14 protein-coding genes and 1 pseudogene are annotated in these 15,835 nt (G+C 73.5%); 5 read left to right on the forward strand and 10 right to left on the reverse strand.

Features of this window, described 5'->3' with window-relative positions:
* Positions 1-79: 79 nt before the first annotated feature.
* Together ACH4C6_RS19940 and ACH4C6_RS19945 are read left to right on the forward strand one after the other, a co-directional pair.
* Positions 80-643, forward strand: a complete 564-nt coding sequence (locus ACH4C6_RS19940; RefSeq protein ID WP_398109899.1) for a cysteine dioxygenase — start codon at positions 80-82, stop codon at positions 641-643.
* The gene (locus ACH4C6_RS19945) at positions 640-1,053 is read left to right on the forward strand and encodes a rhodanese-like domain-containing protein (protein ID WP_398109900.1); all 414 of its coding nucleotides are present in this window, start codon (positions 640-642) and stop codon (positions 1,051-1,053) included. The genes ACH4C6_RS19940 and ACH4C6_RS19945 overlap by 4 nt, the downstream gene beginning before the upstream one ends.
* 124 nt (positions 1,054-1,177) lie before the next feature.
* Here the strand turns inward: ACH4C6_RS19945 and recX are convergent, their stop codons facing one another.
* The 4 genes from recX to ACH4C6_RS19965 all read right to left on the reverse strand — a co-directional run bounded on the left by recX (position 1,178) and on the right by ACH4C6_RS19965 (position 5,096).
* Positions 1,178-1,990, reverse strand: coding sequence for a recombination regulator RecX (recX, locus tag ACH4C6_RS19950; RefSeq protein ID WP_398109901.1), 813 nt, complete (start codon positions 1,988-1,990; stop codon positions 1,178-1,180).
* Between the two features lie 3 nt (positions 1,991-1,993).
* On the reverse strand, positions 1,994-3,118 hold the full coding sequence (gene recA / locus ACH4C6_RS19955) for a recombinase RecA (RefSeq protein ID WP_398109902.1): 1,125 nt from the start codon (positions 3,116-3,118) through the stop codon (positions 1,994-1,996).
* Positions 3,119-3,479: 361 nt separating this feature from the next.
* The gene (locus ACH4C6_RS19960; RefSeq protein WP_398109942.1) at positions 3,480-4,646 is read right to left on the reverse strand and encodes an AI-2E family transporter; all 1,167 of its coding nucleotides are present in this window, start codon (positions 4,644-4,646) and stop codon (positions 3,480-3,482) included.
* Positions 4,647-4,901: 255 nt separating this feature from the next.
* On the reverse strand, positions 4,902-5,096 hold the full coding sequence (locus ACH4C6_RS19965) for a DUF3046 domain-containing protein (protein WP_398109903.1): 195 nt from the start codon (positions 5,094-5,096) through the stop codon (positions 4,902-4,904).
* Between the two features lie 79 nt (positions 5,097-5,175).
* Between ACH4C6_RS19965 and ACH4C6_RS19970 the strand changes: the two genes are divergently transcribed.
* Complete coding sequence (locus tag ACH4C6_RS19970) at positions 5,176-6,120, forward strand: hypothetical protein (RefSeq protein WP_398109904.1); 945 nt, start codon at positions 5,176-5,178, stop codon at positions 6,118-6,120.
* Here the strand turns inward: ACH4C6_RS19970 and ACH4C6_RS19975 are convergent, their stop codons facing one another.
* From ACH4C6_RS19975 to ACH4C6_RS19985, 3 genes and pseudogenes are all read right to left on the reverse strand, one after another.
* Entirely contained in the window at positions 6,121-6,429 is a 309-nt protein-coding gene (locus tag ACH4C6_RS19975; RefSeq protein WP_398109905.1) for an AzlD domain-containing protein, read from the reverse strand.
* The gene (locus ACH4C6_RS19980) at positions 6,426-7,187 is read right to left on the reverse strand and encodes an AzlC family ABC transporter permease (RefSeq protein ID WP_398109906.1); all 762 of its coding nucleotides are present in this window, start codon (positions 7,185-7,187) and stop codon (positions 6,426-6,428) included. Before ACH4C6_RS19980 ends, ACH4C6_RS19975 begins: the two co-directional genes overlap by 4 nt.
* Positions 7,073-8,041, reverse strand: a pseudogene (locus tag ACH4C6_RS19985) (AraC family transcriptional regulator); the annotation flags it as partial. The pseudogene ACH4C6_RS19985 and the gene ACH4C6_RS19980, both read right to left, overlap by 115 nt.
* Positions 8,042-8,132: 91 nt before the next feature.
* Between ACH4C6_RS19985 and ACH4C6_RS19990 the strand changes: the two are divergent.
* Both ACH4C6_RS19990 and ACH4C6_RS19995 read left to right on the forward strand, forming a co-directional pair.
* The gene (locus ACH4C6_RS19990; RefSeq protein WP_398109907.1) at positions 8,133-13,061 is read left to right on the forward strand and encodes an ATP-dependent helicase; all 4,929 of its coding nucleotides are present in this window, start codon (positions 8,133-8,135) and stop codon (positions 13,059-13,061) included.
* Positions 13,062-13,089: 28 nt separating this feature from the next.
* A complete protein-coding gene (locus ACH4C6_RS19995) occupies positions 13,090-13,920 on the forward strand; it encodes an Fpg/Nei family DNA glycosylase (RefSeq protein WP_398109908.1) in 831 nt (276 codons plus the stop codon).
* 238 nt (positions 13,921-14,158) lie between these two features.
* On the opposite strand, the gene ACH4C6_RS20000 is transcribed toward ACH4C6_RS19995, so the two are convergent.
* The 3 genes from ACH4C6_RS20000 to ACH4C6_RS20010 form a co-directional block, all read right to left on the reverse strand.
* The gene (locus ACH4C6_RS20000; RefSeq protein WP_398109909.1) at positions 14,159-14,416 is read right to left on the reverse strand and encodes a hypothetical protein; all 258 of its coding nucleotides are present in this window, start codon (positions 14,414-14,416) and stop codon (positions 14,159-14,161) included.
* 235 nt (positions 14,417-14,651) lie between these two features.
* Positions 14,652-15,122, reverse strand: coding sequence for a Dps family protein (locus tag ACH4C6_RS20005; RefSeq protein WP_398109910.1), 471 nt, complete (start codon positions 15,120-15,122; stop codon positions 14,652-14,654).
* Between the two features lie 268 nt (positions 15,123-15,390).
* The gene (locus ACH4C6_RS20010) at positions 15,391-15,771 is read right to left on the reverse strand and encodes a helix-turn-helix domain-containing protein (RefSeq protein ID WP_003993396.1); all 381 of its coding nucleotides are present in this window, start codon (positions 15,769-15,771) and stop codon (positions 15,391-15,393) included.
* Positions 15,772-15,835 lie beyond the last annotated feature (64 nt).

Below are 15,835 nucleotides of genomic sequence, written 5' to 3' on the forward strand. Positions count from 1 at the left end.
TCGCTGCGCGCGCCGCGGCCCCTTCGCGTCGGCTGCCGCGCCCTTCGCGAACCCTCACCAGGACTTCAGGACGGCACCCGTGTCTGTATCCCCCTCTGCGTCCCCTTCCGCATCACCTTCTGCGTTCCCTTCCGCTAACCCCTCCGGTTCGGCTCCCAGTCAGGCCGACCTCTACGACTTCGTGCGGCGGACGGCCGCCGACAGCGAGCTCATCTCCTCCCTGCCGCTCGACCCCGAGGGTCGTACGTGGGTGCGACTCGACGGCCCCGGCGGCAGCGAGGCCTGGCTGATCGGCTGGCCGCCGGGCACGGGCACCGGCTGGCACGACCACGCCGACTCCGTCGGCGCCTTCCTGACCGCCTCGGGTGAACTCAGGGAGAACTCGCTCGCCGCCCGGCTGCCCACCGACGGCTGGAAGACGCTCGAGCTCAGCGAGGGCGTGGACCGGGAGCGACGGCTGGGCGCCGGCCAGGGCCGCGCCTTCGGCCGGCACCATGTGCACGAGGTGCTGAACGAGTCCACCGACCGGCATGCGATCTCCGTCCACGCCTACTACCCGCCCCTGCCGCAGATCCGCCGCTACAGTCGAAGTGGCCCCGTGCTGCGACTCGAGCAGGTCGAACGACCGGAGGACTGGCAGTGAGTGCCCCGGAAAGTGCCGGCCGCGCACAGCCGCCCGTGGGGATCGACGAGCTCTTGGAGCGGGTGCGCGCCGGTTACGCACGCATCGCGCCGCAGGAGGCGTACGAGGAGGCCCGGGCGGGGGACGCGCTGCTAATCGACATCCGCTACGCGGCCCTGCGTGAGCGGGACGGTCTCGTCCCGGGCGCGGTTGTCGTCGAGCGCAACGAACTGGAGTGGCGTCTCGATCCGCAGGGCTCCCACCGCCTTCCCGAGGCGACGAGTCACGATCTGCGCATCGTCGTCTTCTGCAACGAGGGCTACGCCTCCAGCCTGGCGGCCCACTCCCTGCATCAGCTGGGTCTGCACCGGGCCACCGACCTGGTCGGTGGCTTCCAGGCCTGGAGGGAGGCCGGGCTACCGGTGGAGTGACCCGCCCCCACCCGGGCCCTCTGTTTGCTCGGGCTCTCCGTGATGCCCGGCACCGAGCGGGAGTGGCGGGCGGCAGAGGAGAGGCGGCAGCGCCATGTCCACGTCCTGCTGCGCCTGACGGCGCTCAGTACTCCTCGCCTCCCAGGAACTCCGTGTCCTGCCCCTCCTCCTCCAGTGCCTGCCGGACCACTCTCAGGGCCATGCCCTCCGGGTAGCCCTTGCGGGCGAGCATGCCGGCGAGGCGGCGGAGCCGCTTGTCGCGGTCGAGGCCCTGGGTGGAGCGGAGTTTGCGGGCGACCAGCTCGCGGGCGGTCGCCTCCTCCTGCTCGGAGTCCAGTTGGGAGACGGCCTCGTCGATGAGGGTCGCGTCGACGCCCTTGGTGCGCAGTTCCCTGGCGAGGGCGCGCCGGGCCAGGCCCCGGCCGTGGTGACGGGACTCGACCCAGGCGTCCGCGAAGGCGCTGTCGTTGATGAGGCCGACCTCTTCGAACCGCGACAGCACCTCCTCGGCCGCCTCGTCCGGGATCTGCCGCTTGCGCAGGGCGTCGGCGAGCTGCTTGCGGGTCCGCGGAGTCCCGGTGAGCAGGCGCAGGCAGATCGCCCGAGCCTGCTCGACCGGGTCCGCCGGAGGCGCCCCCTGCTCTGCCCTCGAAGAGGAGGGGGCGCCTTCGTCCTCGGCACCGGCCGTCTCGCCGAAGCCGCGCCGGCGACGCCCTCGCCGGCCGCGCGGCCCGCCGTCACGCGAGCCACCCCGAGGAGAGCCTCCCTCGGGCGAGCCGCCCCCGCCGCCCCCGTGCGACTCGTCGTCCCCGAAGGGCGCACTCCCGTACCCGTGCTCCGCGTCCCCGGCCGAGCCGATGTCGCCTCCGGTGCCCCTCCCCCGGGGGGCACCGGAGGCGGCGTACTCGTACTCCGCCCAGTCGGTTCGTCGTGTCACGGGTCAGCTCTTGGCTGCGGCGGCCTTGGACTTGCTGGTCTTCGCCGCTGCCGGGGCGGGAACGGCCGGCGTCTCGGCCGGGGCGGAGACCGCGGTGTCGGTGCCCGGCTCGGCGGCGGCCGGCTCCTCCGGGCGCACGCCGACGCCCAGCTTCTCCTTGATCTTCTTCTCGATCTCGTTGGCCAGGTCGGGGTTGTCCTTCAGGAAGTTGCGCGCGTTCTCCTTGCCCTGGCCGAGCTGGTCGCCCTCGTACGTGTACCAGGCGCCGGCCTTACGGACGAAGCCGTGCTCCACGCCCATGTCGATCAGACCGCCCTCGCGGCTGATGCCCTGGCCGTAGAGGATGTCGAACTCGGCCTGCTTGAAGGGCGGCGCGACCTTGTTCTTGACGACCTTGCAGCGGGTGCGGTTGCCGACCGCCTCGGTGCCGTCCTTCAGGGTCTCGATGCGGCGGATGTCGATGCGCACCGAGGCGTAGAACTTCAGCGCGCGGCCACCGGTCGTGGTCTCCGGGGAGCCGAACATGACGCCGATCTTCTCGCGGAGCTGGTTGATGAAGATGGCGGTGGTCTTGGACTGGTTGAGCGCGCTGGTGATCTTCCGCAGGGCCTGGCTCATGAGCCGGGCCTGCAGACCGACGTGGCTGTCGCCCATCTCGCCCTCGATCTCCGCGCGCGGGACGAGCGCGGCGACGGAGTCGATGACGATGAGGTCGAGGGCGCCGGAGCGGACCAGCATGTCCACGATCTCCAGGGCCTGCTCGCCGTTGTCGGGCTGGGAGAGGATGAGGTTGTCGATGTCGACGCCGAGCTTCTTCGCGTACTCGGGGTCGAGGGCGTGCTCCGCGTCGACGAAGGCGACCTGGCCTCCGGCCTTCTGCGCGTTCGCCACCGCGTGCAGGGTGAGGGTGGTCTTACCGGAGGACTCCGGTCCGTAGATCTCCACGACGCGGCCGCGCGGGAGGCCGCCCACGCCGAGAGCCACGTCCAGGGCGGTGGAGCCGGTCGAGATGACCTCGATGGGCTCCTTGGACCGCTCGCCCATGCGCATGACCGCGCCCTTGCCGAATTGCCGTTCAATCTGTGCGAGAGCGGCATCCAGCGCCTTCTCGCGGTCGGTTCCTGCCATGGGTTCCACCCGATTTGCTTGAGTCGATCGCTTCACGTCAATGACGCTAACGCCTGCCACTGACAATGCGTCCTGACGCACGTCCGGCCTGTGGATAACGCGGGCACTTCTCCACCCAAACTACGTCGAAACGCCCGCCGTTGAGCCCTGCCGGCGCACCCCATAAGAATGGATGTTCGATTTTGGTGTCAAGCGCACCACGCGGCACCCGCATGTCGTGTTCTCCGGCGTCGCACCGGGGCGTCCCCCGCGTCTACCCCAGGCATGCCCGGCATCCCGCGCATCCAGTGCGTCCCATGCGTCCCATGCGTGCCGTGCGTCCCACACAGCCGGATGCGGGCCCGCAGCCGAGGACGCGGCGTCAGGAGGAGTCCCCTCCGGTGCCCTCGTCGTCATGTCGTTCCGCCCCCGTGCGGCGCCGCGTCCCCCACAGTCCCCTGGCGCGCACGAGCAGACCCGGCCCCTCGCTGCGCCAGCGATGCCCCTGCACCCGCGGGTCGTCCGTGACGTCGTAGCGCTTCACGTACGCGCCCAGGAAGGCCTGCAGCGTGGCGACGGCGGGAATGGCGATCAGGGCGCCGACCGCGCCGAGCAGGGCGGTGCCGGCGATGACGGAGCCGAAGGCGACGGCGGGGTGGATGTCGACGGTCTTGGACGTGAGCTTGGGCTGCAGCACGTAGTTCTCGAACTGCTGGTAGACCACGACGAAGATCAGCACCCACAGCGCGTACCAGGGGTCGACCGTGAACGCGATCAGCATCGGAAGGGCGCCGGCGAGGTACGTGCCGATGGTGGGGATGAACTGCGAGACCAGTCCCACCCACACGGCGAGCACGGGCGCGTAGGGCACGTCCAGGGCCTGGAGCAGCACGAAGTGCGCCACTCCGGAGACCAGGGCCATCAGACCGCGCGAGTAGATGTAGCCGCCGGTCTTGTCGACGGCGATCTCCCACGCGCGCAGCACCTCGGCCTGGCGGGCGGGCGGCAGGACGGAGCAGATCGTGCGGCGCAGCCGCGGGCCGTCGGCCGCGAAGTAGAACGAGAAGAGCGCGATCGTCAGCAGCTGGAACAGGCCTCCGATGACCTGGGCGGACACGTCCAGGACGCCCGTGGCGCTGTTCTGCACGTAGTTGCGCAGCCAGTCGGAGCGGAGCAGACCCTCCTGGATGTCGACGCGCTTCAGATCGGTCTTGAAGTGGGCGTTGACCCAGTTGATGACGGAGTCGAGGTAGTCGGGGAAGCCTTCGACCATCCTGATGATCTGGCCCGCCAGCATCGATCCGAGCAGCGTGACGAAGCCGGCCGCCACGATCAGCACGCCGATGAAGACGACGAACGCGGCGAACCCCCTGCGCATGCCGCGCGCGGCCATCCAGCCCACCGCGGGCTCGATGGCGAGCGCCAGGAAGAACGCGATGAGGATGTTGATCAGCAGCCCGGTGAGCTGGTGGAAGGCCCAGCTGCCGAGCTGGAACGCGGCGACCAGGGCGAGCGCGAGCACCAGGGCGCGCGGCAGCCAGCGCGGCATGCGGCCGCTCGGACCGGCCGTGCCGGCCGGGGCCCGGTCGGACGGCGGCGTCGTACCGGACGCGGAGGACTGGAGGGCTGCCTGCCCGGACTCGTCAGTGGGTGCCACGGACCAAGTCTCGTACACACCACCGACAGCCGTCTGCCCGCCTGCGATCTTCGTTCCCGGCGGGTCACTGCGCCCCCGCACCGCCGGTACCGTCCGGCTTCCCGGGAGGCCGTCCGAGCCGCTCCCCCCGGTCACCCCTCAGCCGGGTCAGCGGCGCTCCCGTGGCACGTCCATCACCGTGCAGACCACCTGCCACACGTCCTTGGCGTCCCAGCCGGCGTCCAGCGCCTCGTTCACCGTGCGCCCGCCGAGCTCCGACATCACGTGGTCGCGCGCGAAGGTGTCGGCGTAGCCCGCACCGAAGTGCTCCGCCATCCGCTGCCAGAAGACCGTCAACCGCATGACTCCAGTATCCCGCCCCTGCGGGTGGGCCTGAGCCGGGACCGCCACCCGGCGCCGTGTTGCGCCCTACGGTCGTCCCATGGCCGATACCGGAGCGTCCGCACTCCCCCCGACCGTCCCGGCGCACAGCCCCGTCACGCGCGCGGAGCGGTTCGTCTGGCTCACCGCGCGCGTGCTCGAGCAGCGCCTGTTCGCCCACCGCTTCCGGGGCGCTCCGGCCGAGCCGGTGGAGGCGGCGCTGGAGGCCTACCGCAACGAGGACGGCGGGTACGGCCACGCCCTGGAGCCGGATCTGCGCGGCCCGGTCAGCCAGCCGTTGCACGCCGCCCACGCGCTGCGCGTCCTGGACGCCGTGGGACGCTGCGCCGGGCAGCGTGTGGAACGCCTGTGCCGCTATCTGACGTCCGTCTCCACAGCGGACGGTGCGCTCCCGGCGGTGCACCCGAGTCAGCAGGGCTTCCCGGCGGCGCCCTTCGTGACGGTCGTGGACGATCCGCCCGGAGACCTCCTGGCGACCGGGCCGGTGGTCGGTCTGCTGCACCGCAACGAGGTGTGGCACGCGTGGCTCTTCAGGGCCACGGACTTCTGCTGGCAGGCGGTGGAGTCCCTGGAGAAGTCGCACCCGTACGAGGTCCAGGCCGCGGTGGCCTTCCTTGACTCCGTCCCCGACCGTCCCCGCGCGCAGGCGGCCGCCGACCGGCTGGGCCGGCTGGTGCGGGAACACCGCCTGGCGGCGCTCGACCCGGAGGACCCGGACGCGTACCCGGTCTCCCCGGGCTACGCGCCGGGCGAGCACCATTTCGCCTACGACTACGCGCGGAGCCCGCACTCGCTCGCGCGCGCGTGGTTCACCGACGAGGAGATGGACCGCTCGCTGGACCATCTCGCGGCGCAGCAGCGGGACGACGGCGGGTGGCCGGTGCGGTGGCGGCACTGGGCACCCGCTCCCGCCCTGGAGGCCCGTCCCCTGGTGACGATCGAGGCGCTGCGCACGCTCGGCGCGTACGGCCGCCGCATCGCCTGATCAGCCGCCCAGGGCCCGTACGCCCGCCGTCACGACGACGGCCGCCGCGACGACGAGGAGGAACGGCGCGCGCAGCAGCAGTGCGACGGCGGCGGCGCCCACCCCTGCGGCCCGGGCGTCCAGGACCAGCGTCTGCCCCTCGGCGAAGGTCTGCTGGGCCGTGAGGGCGGCGAGCAGAGCCACGGGCAGCAGGGCGGCCAGCCGCTTGACGACAGGCCGCTCCAGGGCGTGCGCGGGCACCAGGAGCCCGGCCAGCTTGACGGCGTAGCACCCGAGGACGGTCACGCCGATGGCGATCCAGACGTTCACAGCACCGCCCCCTGCGACTGGTCGCGGCCCTGTTCCCCGTCGGGCCCGCGTCCCGTGCGGCGGCCGCTCGCCCACAGCACCAGGGGCGCCGCGAGCGCGGCCAGCAGGACCGGGACGCCGGCGGGCAGCACGGGCAGCAGTCCGAGGCCGAGCAGGACGGCGAGTGCGGCGACGGCGCGCTCCGCGCCGCTCTTGAGCATCGGCGCGAGCAGGGCCAGGAACACCGCCGGTCCCGCCGCGTCCAGCCCCCACGCGTCGGTGTCCCCGATGGCCTCGGCACCGAGAGCACCGAGCAAGGTGGTGAGGTTCCACAGGACGTACAGGGTCAGGCCCGTCACCACGAAGCCCAGGCGCGCCCCGCGGCGTGTGCGCTGCGCCAGCGCGACGGCCGCCGTCTCGTCGATCACCCACTGGGCGGCGAACGGCCGCACCGCGCGCGGGAGGGCCAGCACCTGGGACAGGCGCAGGCCGTAGAAGGCGTTGCGGACGCCGAGGAAGAAGGCCCCGGCCGCGGCCGTGAAGGGGGCGCCGCCGGCCGCGAGGGCACCCACCAGGGCGAACTGCGAGGCCCCGGTGAACACCAGGAGGCTGAGCGCGCAGGTCTGCGCCAGGGTGAGTCCGCTGCCGGCCGAGGTCACGCCGAAGGCGAACCCGGACAGCCCGACGGCCACTCCGACGCCCAGCGCGTCCCGTACGACGGCCCGGTCCGCCGTCTTCCCGTCGGTCCTCGTGTCTTCGAGAGTCGTTCGATCCACCACACCCCGCACGGTACGGGCGAGGGTCAGCGCACGTCTTGTACGTTCTTGCGCTCCCGCTGGTACGCGCCCGGCGGCACGCCGACGATGCGGCCGAAGTGCCGGTTCAGGTGCGGCTGGTCGGTGAAGCCCACGGCCACGGCGACCTCCGAGGGCGCCGTTCCCAGGTCGAGCAGGGCCCGGGCCCGGCGCACGCGCGCGTCGGTGAGCCAGGTGTGGGGCGGCATCCCGTAGGTGTCCCGGAAGGCCCGCAGCAGGGCGAAGGGGCTCGTTCCGAGGTCGGCTGCCAGGCGCTCCAGGCTCGGCGGTCGTGCCATGCGTTCCTCCAGCACCCCACGCGCGCGTGCCGCGATACGGGCCCCGGCGGTACGCACCTCGCGTTGCGGCAGCGGTCCCCCGTTGAGCCGCAGCAGCCTGGTCACGGCGACCCGCAGCAGGGTGTCCGCGGCGAGCGCGTTGCCCTCGTCGGCCGCCCGCAGCACCTGATGCACCAGCCCCACGGCGTACGGGTCGTCCACCACCGGGCTCACGAAGCCCGGTGTCCCGCGCAGTGACGTGGTCTCGGCGGCGATCTCCGCGACGACGTCGGGAGACGGGTACACCGCTCCGTACCGCCAGCCCTCGGGCACGCCGGCCCGCCCGGTGTGCGGCGTGTCGGGATTGACCAGCGCCAGGGCCCCGGCGCCCGCGTACTGGTCGCCGCCGCCGTGGTGGAAGACCTCCACCCCGTCCGCGATGGCGGCGATCACGAAGTTCTCGTGCGTGTGCCGCACGAAGGTCTTCCGGACGTACCGGGCCCGCAGCAGGTCGACCCCGGGCAGCTCTTCGTACTGCCAGTGCCGCGCGCGCTCGTTCATATGACCATTGTCCGGGTGCCCGGGGACCGGACGCCGGACCCCGCCGGTCCGTGTCCGGCCGGATGTCAGTGGCGGGGTGCACGATGGACGCATGGCCAGCACTGCACCCGGACCCCTGGACGGCTTCTCCCCCGCGACCCGCGCCTGGTTCACGGGCGCCTTCTCCGCGCCCACCACGGCCCAGGCGGGGGCCTGGCAGGCCATCCACGAAGGCTCGGACGTGCTGGTCGTCGCCCCCACCGGCTCGGGCAAGACGCTGGCGGCCTTCCTGGCGGCCCTGGACCAGCTGGCGTCGACGCCCCCTCCGGCCGATCCCAGGAAGCGCTGCCGCGTGCTGTACGTCTCGCCCCTGAAGGCGCTGGCCGTGGACGTGGAGCGCAACCTCCGCAGTCCGCTGACCGGCATCCGTCAGGAGTCCGTGCGCCTGGGCCTGCCCGAGCCCGAGGTGAAGGTCGGTATCCGCTCGGGCGACACCCCGCCCGCCGAGCGCCGTGCCCTGGCGACCCGCCCCCCGGACATCCTGATCACGACGCCGGAGTCGCTGTTCCTGATGCTGACGTCGGCCACCCGCGACGCGCTGGCCGGTGTCGAGACGGTGATCCTCGACGAGGTGCACGCGGTCGCCGGCACCAAGCGCGGCGCCCACCTCGCCCTCTCCCTGGAGCGGCTGGACGAGCTCCTGCCCAGGCCGGCCCGGCGCATCGGCCTGTCGGCGACCGTCCGGCCGGTCGACGAGGTGGCCCGCTTCCTCTCTCCGCGCCGCAAGGTGGAGATCGTCCAGCCCGAGTCGGGCAAGGAGTTCGACCTGTCCGTGGTGGTCCCGGTCGAGGACCTGGCCGAGCTGGGCGGCTCCCCGGTGGCCGACGGCCAGGAGGGCGCCGAGCGGCCCTCGATCTGGCCGCACGTGGAGGAGCGGATCACCGACCTCGTCCAGTCGCACCGCTCCACGATCGTCTTCGCGAACTCCCGCCGCCTCGCGGAGCGCCTGTGCAACCGCCTGAACGAGATCGCCTACGAGCGGGCCACGGGTGAGCCCCTCGAGGAGCACCACTCCCCCGCCGCGCTCATGGGCGGCTCGGGGGCCGCCCAGGGCGCGCCGCAGGTCATCGCCCGGGCGCACCACGGATCGGTGTCCAAGGAGCAGCGCGCCCTCGTCGAGGAGGACCTGAAGGCGGGCCGCCTGCCGGCGGTGGTGGCCACGTCAAGCCTCGAACTGGGCATCGACATGGGCGCGGTCGACCTCGTGGTCCAGGTCGAGTCGCCGCCCTCGGTGGCCTCCGGCCTGCAGCGCGTGGGCCGGGCGGGCCATCAGGTGGGGGCGGTCTCCACCGGAGTCGTCTTCCCCAAGTACCGCGGCGACCTGGTCCAGGCGGCCGTGGTGACCGAGCGCATGCGGACCGGCGCCATCGAATCCCTCCGGGTGCCCGCCAACCCGCTGGACGTCCTGGCCCAGCAGATCGTCGCCATGACGTCCCTGGACACCTGGCAGTTCGACGACCTCCTCGCCGCCGTCCGCCGGGCGGCCCCCTTCGCCTCGCTGCCCGAGTCCGCGTTCACCGCGGTCCTCGACATGCTGGCGGGCCGCTACCCGTCCGACGCCTTCGCGGAGCTTCGCCCGCGCGTGGTGTGGGACCGCGTCACCGGTGAGATCACCGGCCGTCCCGGCGCCCAGCGCCTGGCCGTCACCTCCGGCGGCACGATCCCCGACCGCGGTCTGTTCGGCGTCTTCCTCGCGGGCTCCGACCCGAAGAAGGGCGGCGGCCGGGTCGGCGAGCTCGACGAGGAGATGGTCTACGAGTCCCGCGTCGGTGACGTCTTCACCCTGGGCACCAGCTCCTGGCGCATCGAGGACGTCACCCGCGACCGCGTGCTGGTCTCACCCGCCCCTGGTGTCCCGGGCCGGCTGCCCTTCTGGAAGGGCGACCAGCTGGGCCGCCCGCTGGAGCTGGGCCGGGCGGTGGGCGCGTTCCTGCGCGAAGTCGGCTCGCTGTCCGCGGAGGACGCCCGGCTGCGCCTGCTCGCCGCCGGACTGGACGCCTGGGCGGCCGACAACGTGCTCTCCTACCTGGCCGAGCAGCGCGAGGCGTGCGGCCACGTCCCGGACGACCGGACGATCGTCGTGGAGCGGTTCCGTGACGAGCTCGGCGACTGGCGCGTGGTGGTGCACTCCCCCTTCGGCGCCCAGGTGCACGCCCCCTGGGCGCTCGCGCTCGGCGCCAAGCTGTCCGAGCGGTACGGCATGGACGCCCAGGTCATGCACGCCGACGACGGCATCGTGCTGCGCCTGCCGGACGCCGACCTGATGGGCCTGGACCTGCTCGCCCAAGAACCGGTGAAAACGGGCCGGGAGTACGACGCGGAGCAGGCACCCGTGAGCGCCGCCGACGTCGTCTTCGACAAGGGCGAGGTCGATCAGGTCGTCACCGACCAGGTGGGCAGCTCGGCGCTCTTCGCCTCCCGGTTCCGCGAGTGCGCCGCCCGCGCGCTGCTGCTGCCGCGCCGCAACCCGGGCAAGCGCACCCCGCTGTGGCAGCAGCGGCAGCGCGCGTCCCAGCTGTTGCAGGTGGCGAGCGAGTTCGGCTCCTTCCCGATCGTCCTGGAAGCGGTCCGCGAGTGCCTTCAGGACGTCTTCGACGTGCCCGGCCTCGTCGAGCTGATGGGCGATCTGGAGTCCCGCAAGGTCCGGCTCGTCGAGGTGACCACCCCCGAGCCGTCCCCCTTCGCCCGCTCCCTGCTGTTCGGCTACGTCGCCCAGTTCCTCTACGAGGGCGACTCCCCGCTCGCCGAGCGCCGGGCCGCCGCCCTGTCGCTGGACTCGCGCCTGCTGGCCGAGCTGCTCGGTCAGGCGGAACTGCGCGAACTGCTCGACGCGGAGGTCCTGACCGAGCTGGAGCGTGAGCTGCAGTGGCTCACCGAGGACCGCCGGGTCAAGGACGCCGAGGGCGTCGCGGACCTGCTCCGCATGCTGGGTCCGCTCACGGACGCGGAGCTCGCCGAGCGGGGCGCCGAACCCGAGTGGGCGCAGGAACTCGCCGGTGCGCGCCGGGCCATCCGCGTCAGGATCGCCGGAGCCGACCACTGGGCGGGCATCGAGGACGCGGGCCGTCTGCGCGACGCCCTGGGCACGGCCCTGCCCGTCGGCGTCCCGGAGGCCTTCACCGAGCCCGTCAAGGACCCCCTGGGCGATCTCCTCGCCCGCTACGCCCGCACCCACGGCCCGTTCACCTCCGCCACGGCGGCGGCCCGCTTCGGTCTGGGCGTGGCCGTCACCGAGGGTGCCCTGCAACGGCTCGCCGCGGCGGGCCGGGTCGTCCAGGGGGAGTTCCATCCGGCCGGCATCGGCCAGGAGTGGTGCGACGCGGCCGTGCTGCGCCGCCTGCGCCGCCGCTCCCTGGCCGCCCTGCGCCACGAGCTCGAGCCGGTGCCGCCGCCCGCGCTCGCCCAGTTCCTCCCCCAGTGGCAGCACATCGGCAAGGGTCACGCGCTGCGCGGCATCGACGGGCTGGTGCGCGCCGTCGAGCAGTTGCAGGGCGCGTCCGTGCCCGCGTCCGCGCTGGAGAAGCTCGTCCTGCCGTCCCGGGTCGTGAACTACACACCGGCCATGCTGGACGAGCTGACCGCAGCCGGGGAGATCGTCTGGGCCGGGGCGGGCTCCCTGCCCGGCAAGGACGGCTGGGTCTCCCTCTACCTGGCGGACGCGGCCCCGCTGCTCCTGCCGCCCCCGCACCCCCTGGAGCTGACCGCCCTGCACCAGTCGGTCCTGGACACCCTCTCCGGCGGCTACGGCCTGTTCTTCCGGCAGATCGCCGACCAGGTCCGGGCCACCACCCACCCCGAGGCGGGCGACCAGCAGCTCGCCGACGCCCTGTGGGACCTGGCCTGGTCGGGCCGTCTGACCAACGACACACTCACCCCCATGCGCTCCCTGCTCGGCTCGGGCCGCACCGCCGGGTCCACGGCCCACCGCGCCAAGCGCGCCGTCCCGCGCGGCCGCTACGGCTCCCTGACCGCCGCCGCCCGGACCGCGTCCCGGTCCGGCCCGCCGACGGTCGCCGGCCGCTGGTCCCTGCTTCCCGCCCACGAGCCGGACCCGACGGTCCGGGCCCACGCCCTTGCCCGCACCCTGCTCGACCGGCACGGCGTCGTGACCAGGGGCGCGGTCGCCGCGGAGGGCGTCGAGGGCGGCTTCTCGGCGACGTACCGCGTCCTGTCGGTCTTCGAGGACAGCGGCCAGGCCCGCCGCGGTTATGTGGTGGAGGGGCTCGGCGCCGCCCAGTTCGCGATGGACGGCGCCGTGGACCGGCTGCGCGCGGTGTCCAACGCCCGAGACCGGGGCGACGGCCTGCCCGCCCCGCCCGCGGGGACCGGCCAGGACGAGTTCGCCGCCCACGACTTCGCCGGCCCGGACGACCCCGCCGCGCCGCCCGCCGGCGACCACACCGCTCACCCGGGCCTCGGCGGCTTCCCCGCCGCCGACTTCCCGGACGCCCCGTTCGGCGCCTCCCCCCGCGCCCGGGACGAGTGGGTGTCCCCGCGCGACCACCCGGCCCAGGACACACCGCCCTGGCACAACGGCGGCGGGAGTCCGTACGGATCCGGGTTCTCCGCCCGCCGCGACCGTTCCGACGCGTCCCCTGCCGTCGTCCTGGCCGCCGCCGACCCGGCGAACGCGTACGGCGCCGCCCTGCCCTGGCCCGAGCCGCCGACCGGCGCCGGGCACAAGCCCGGCCGGAAGGCCGGCTCCCTGGTGGTGCTGGTCGAGGGTGAGCTGACGCTCTACATGGAGCGCGGCGGCAAGACCCTGCTCGCCTGGGCCGCCGACCCGGACGGCGCACCCACCGACGATCCACGTCTGCGCATCGCGGCGGAGGCGCTCGCCGCTGCCGCCCGGGCCGGCTCCCTCGGCACGGTCACCGTGGAGCGCGTCAACGGCGCCCAGGCCCTCACGTCCCCCATCGGCGCCCTGCTGGAAGGAGCGGGCTTCATCGCGACGCCCCGCGGTCTGCGGCTGAGGGTTTGATCCCCGGCCGGCGTGCGACTCTTGAACCATGCCCGAAGGTGACACGGTCTGGCAGGCCGCGAGGCGGCTGCACGACGCCCTCGCGGGCAGGGTGCTGACCCGCAGCGACCTCCGGGTGCCCCGCTTCGCCACGGCCGACCTCACCGGCCGCACGGTCCTCGACGTCACGCCCCGCGGCAAGCACCTCCTCACTCGCATCGAGGGCGGGCTGACCCTCCACTCACACCTGCGGATGGACGGCGCCTGGAAGATCTACGAGAACGGCCGCCGCTGGACCGGCGGGCCGGGGCACCAGATTCGCGCGATCCTCGGCACCACGGAGCGCACGGCCGTCGGCTATCGCCTGCCCGTCCTGGAACTGCTGCGCACCGCCGACGAGTCCCGCGCCGTGGGCCACCTCGGCCCCGACCTGCTGGGCCCCGACTGGGACCCCGACCGCGCCCTCGCCAACGTCCTCCGAGATCCGGCGCGCGCCCTCGGCGAGGCCCTGCTCGACCAGCGCAACCTCGCCGGTATCGGCAACGTGTTCAAGTGCGAGATGTGCTTCCTCCTCGGCGTCACCCCCTGGCTCCCGGTCGGGGATCTGCCCGCCGACCGAGCCGCGCACCTGCCCGAGCTGGCCAAGAAGCTGCTGGAGTTCAACCGCGACCGCCCGATCCGCGTCACCACGGGCCGCCGCGGCCAAGACCTCTACGTCTATGGCCGGGCCCGCCGCCCCTGCCTGCGCTGCGGCACCCCGATCAGGCTCGCCGACCAGGGCGACGGCTCACGGGAACGCCCCACGTACTGGTGCCCCACCTGCCAGCCGGGCCCGTCCCCGGCCCCCTCCCCCGCCCGCAGGCGCAGCCACACCATGTGACGGCGTGTGCCGTACGCGCCGCGGATCCCCGGTTCCGCTCGAAGCCGCCGGCACCTCCACGCACCACACGACGGCCCCGACAACAGGACTCACCCCCGCCGTGCGCGGACTCACCCCCGCCGTGCGCGGACTCACCCCTGCCGCGCGTGGACTCAACCCCGCCGTGCACGGACTTCACCCCTAGCGCGCCTGGACTCATCCCCGCCGCACGTGGACTCACCCCCGCCGCGCGTGAAACTCATCCCCGCCGCGCGTCCGCCCGTCGCCGCGCAGTCGCCCACCCACCCCGCCTGCGCCCGGCAGCCACGGTCCCCGGTGCCCGCCGCTTCGGCACGCAGTGCACCGGCAGCACGCTCAGCCCCCAACCCCCGGCGGCGACCGCCGCCTCCAGCAGCCCGGCCTCGGAGTCCGTCACCAACCGCAGCACCGCCCACCACCACAGCGCACCGAAGCCGAGCGCGGTACCGCGCATCCCCCAGCGTGCTATGCCTGTCACGACCCCCACCCCCGCCCCACACCCGGACGGCGACCACCGCGCATTCCTCGGACGGCGGGCGGCGGCGCACCCCGGGTACGCCCCGACGCGCCGCGCACCCCTGAACGCACCCCTGCACGCCGAACGGCGCCAGCCATGTCCCACCCGCCGGGCCCACACGCACCCCGCGGCCCGTACGCCCCACAGGGCCCCCACGGCTCGCCCGGCCCGGCACCCACCGTGGCGCCCGCCCGGTTCACCCGTTCTCGGCCTGGAACATCCAGTGATGCTTCTCCAGGGCCGCTGTCATCCCGATGAAGATGTCCTGGCTCACGGGGTCGGGCTCGCCGGTCGTCTCGATCCGCTCCCGCATCCGCGCGATCACCGCGCCCAGCGCCTCGACCAGCGTCCCCACCGCGGTGGTGTCGTCGACCCAGCCCTCCGGGGTGACGCCGATGCCGCTGCCGACGGCCACGGTCGCCGCCCGCCCGTCGGGCGAGATGCCCAGGGCCGCGGCCCGCTCCGCCACGGTGTCGGAGTAGGTGCGTGCGGTGTCGACGACCTCGTCGAGCTGAAGGTGCACGGAACGGAAGCGCGGCCCCACCACGTTCCAATGGATCTGCTTCGCCACGAGGGCGAGGTCCACCAGGTCGACCAGGGCGCCCTGCAGTGCCTCGGACACGGTCTTCAGGTTCGCGTCCGACAACGGGCTCTTCACGACGTACATCCGCACCTCCGAGAACGGCCCCCGCCATCCCCTCAACGATGACCGCCCCACGCCCCACCGGCAAACGCAGACAAACCGGACAGCAGGCGGCCGGCAGCCGGCAGGCCCGGCGTCCGACGTTCGACGCCCGGCGCCCGCGTCGACGTCCGGCGAGGCGCACCCCGGACCTCACCGCTCCCCGCGCAAGCGAAAACCCCGGACCGGTGCCCCTCCGAATCTCCGGAGAAGCCCGACCGGGGCCTCGATCATGCCGTGTGAGCGTGGAGCCTCACGCGGCGACGACGTCCACCGCCTCGGCAGGCGCCTTGATGGTCACCCGTTCCGGTGGCACACCGGTCACCGAGACGGAACCCAGCATGGGTCGTACCGGTGTGGGCACAGGCTCGCTGGGGGTGGCCGCAGCAGACTGGGCCAGCTCGGCGAGGGCGAGCTCGTCGCTCACTTCCCGCATGAGCTCGGACATCCGTACGTCCAGCGCGTCGCAGATGGCGGAGAGCAGCTCGGAGGAAGCCTCCTTCTGCCCCCGCTCCACCTCGGAGAGATAGCCGAGTGAGACTCGGGCGGACGAGGAGACTTCGCGCAGAGTACGGCCCTGGCGCTGGCGCTGCCGACGCAGCACGTCACCCAGCAGGCGACGGAGCAGAATCATCGGTGGCTCCCTCCTCGGACCGCGTAGCCGCATCCATTACGCCCCACCGTACCGCCTTGCGCCG

Source organism: Streptomyces sp. NPDC017943 (assembly GCF_044328425.1).
GTDB lineage: Bacteria > Actinomycetota > Actinomycetes > Streptomycetales > Streptomycetaceae > Streptomyces > Streptomyces djakartensis_A.

What these genes read in the sequence shown, in the direction of transcription:
- ACH4C6_RS19960 (WP_398109942.1), bottom strand. Translation starts at nt 4,646, where the DNA reads ATGCCGCGCTGGCTGCCGCGCGCCCTGGTGCTCGCGCTCGCCCTGGTC.
- ACH4C6_RS19995 (WP_398109908.1), top strand. Translation starts at nt 13,090, where the DNA reads ATGCCCGAAGGTGACACGGTCTGGCAGGCCGCGAGGCGGCTGCACGAC.
- ACH4C6_RS20010 (WP_003993396.1), bottom strand. Translation starts at nt 15,771, where the DNA reads ATGATTCTGCTCCGTCGCCTGCTGGGTGACGTGCTGCGTCGGCAGCGC.
- ACH4C6_RS19990 (WP_398109907.1), top strand. Translation starts at nt 8,133, where the DNA reads ATGGCCAGCACTGCACCCGGACCCCTGGACGGCTTCTCCCCCGCGACC.
- ACH4C6_RS20005 (WP_398109910.1), bottom strand. Translation starts at nt 15,122, where the DNA reads ATGTACGTCGTGAAGAGCCCGTTGTCGGACGCGAACCTGAAGACCGTG.
- ACH4C6_RS19970 (WP_398109904.1), top strand. Translation starts at nt 5,176, where the DNA reads ATGGCCGATACCGGAGCGTCCGCACTCCCCCCGACCGTCCCGGCGCAC.
- recA (WP_398109902.1), bottom strand. Translation starts at nt 3,118, where the DNA reads ATGGCAGGAACCGACCGCGAGAAGGCGCTGGATGCCGCTCTCGCACAG.
- ACH4C6_RS19965 (WP_398109903.1), bottom strand. Translation starts at nt 5,096, where the DNA reads ATGCGGTTGACGGTCTTCTGGCAGCGGATGGCGGAGCACTTCGGTGCG.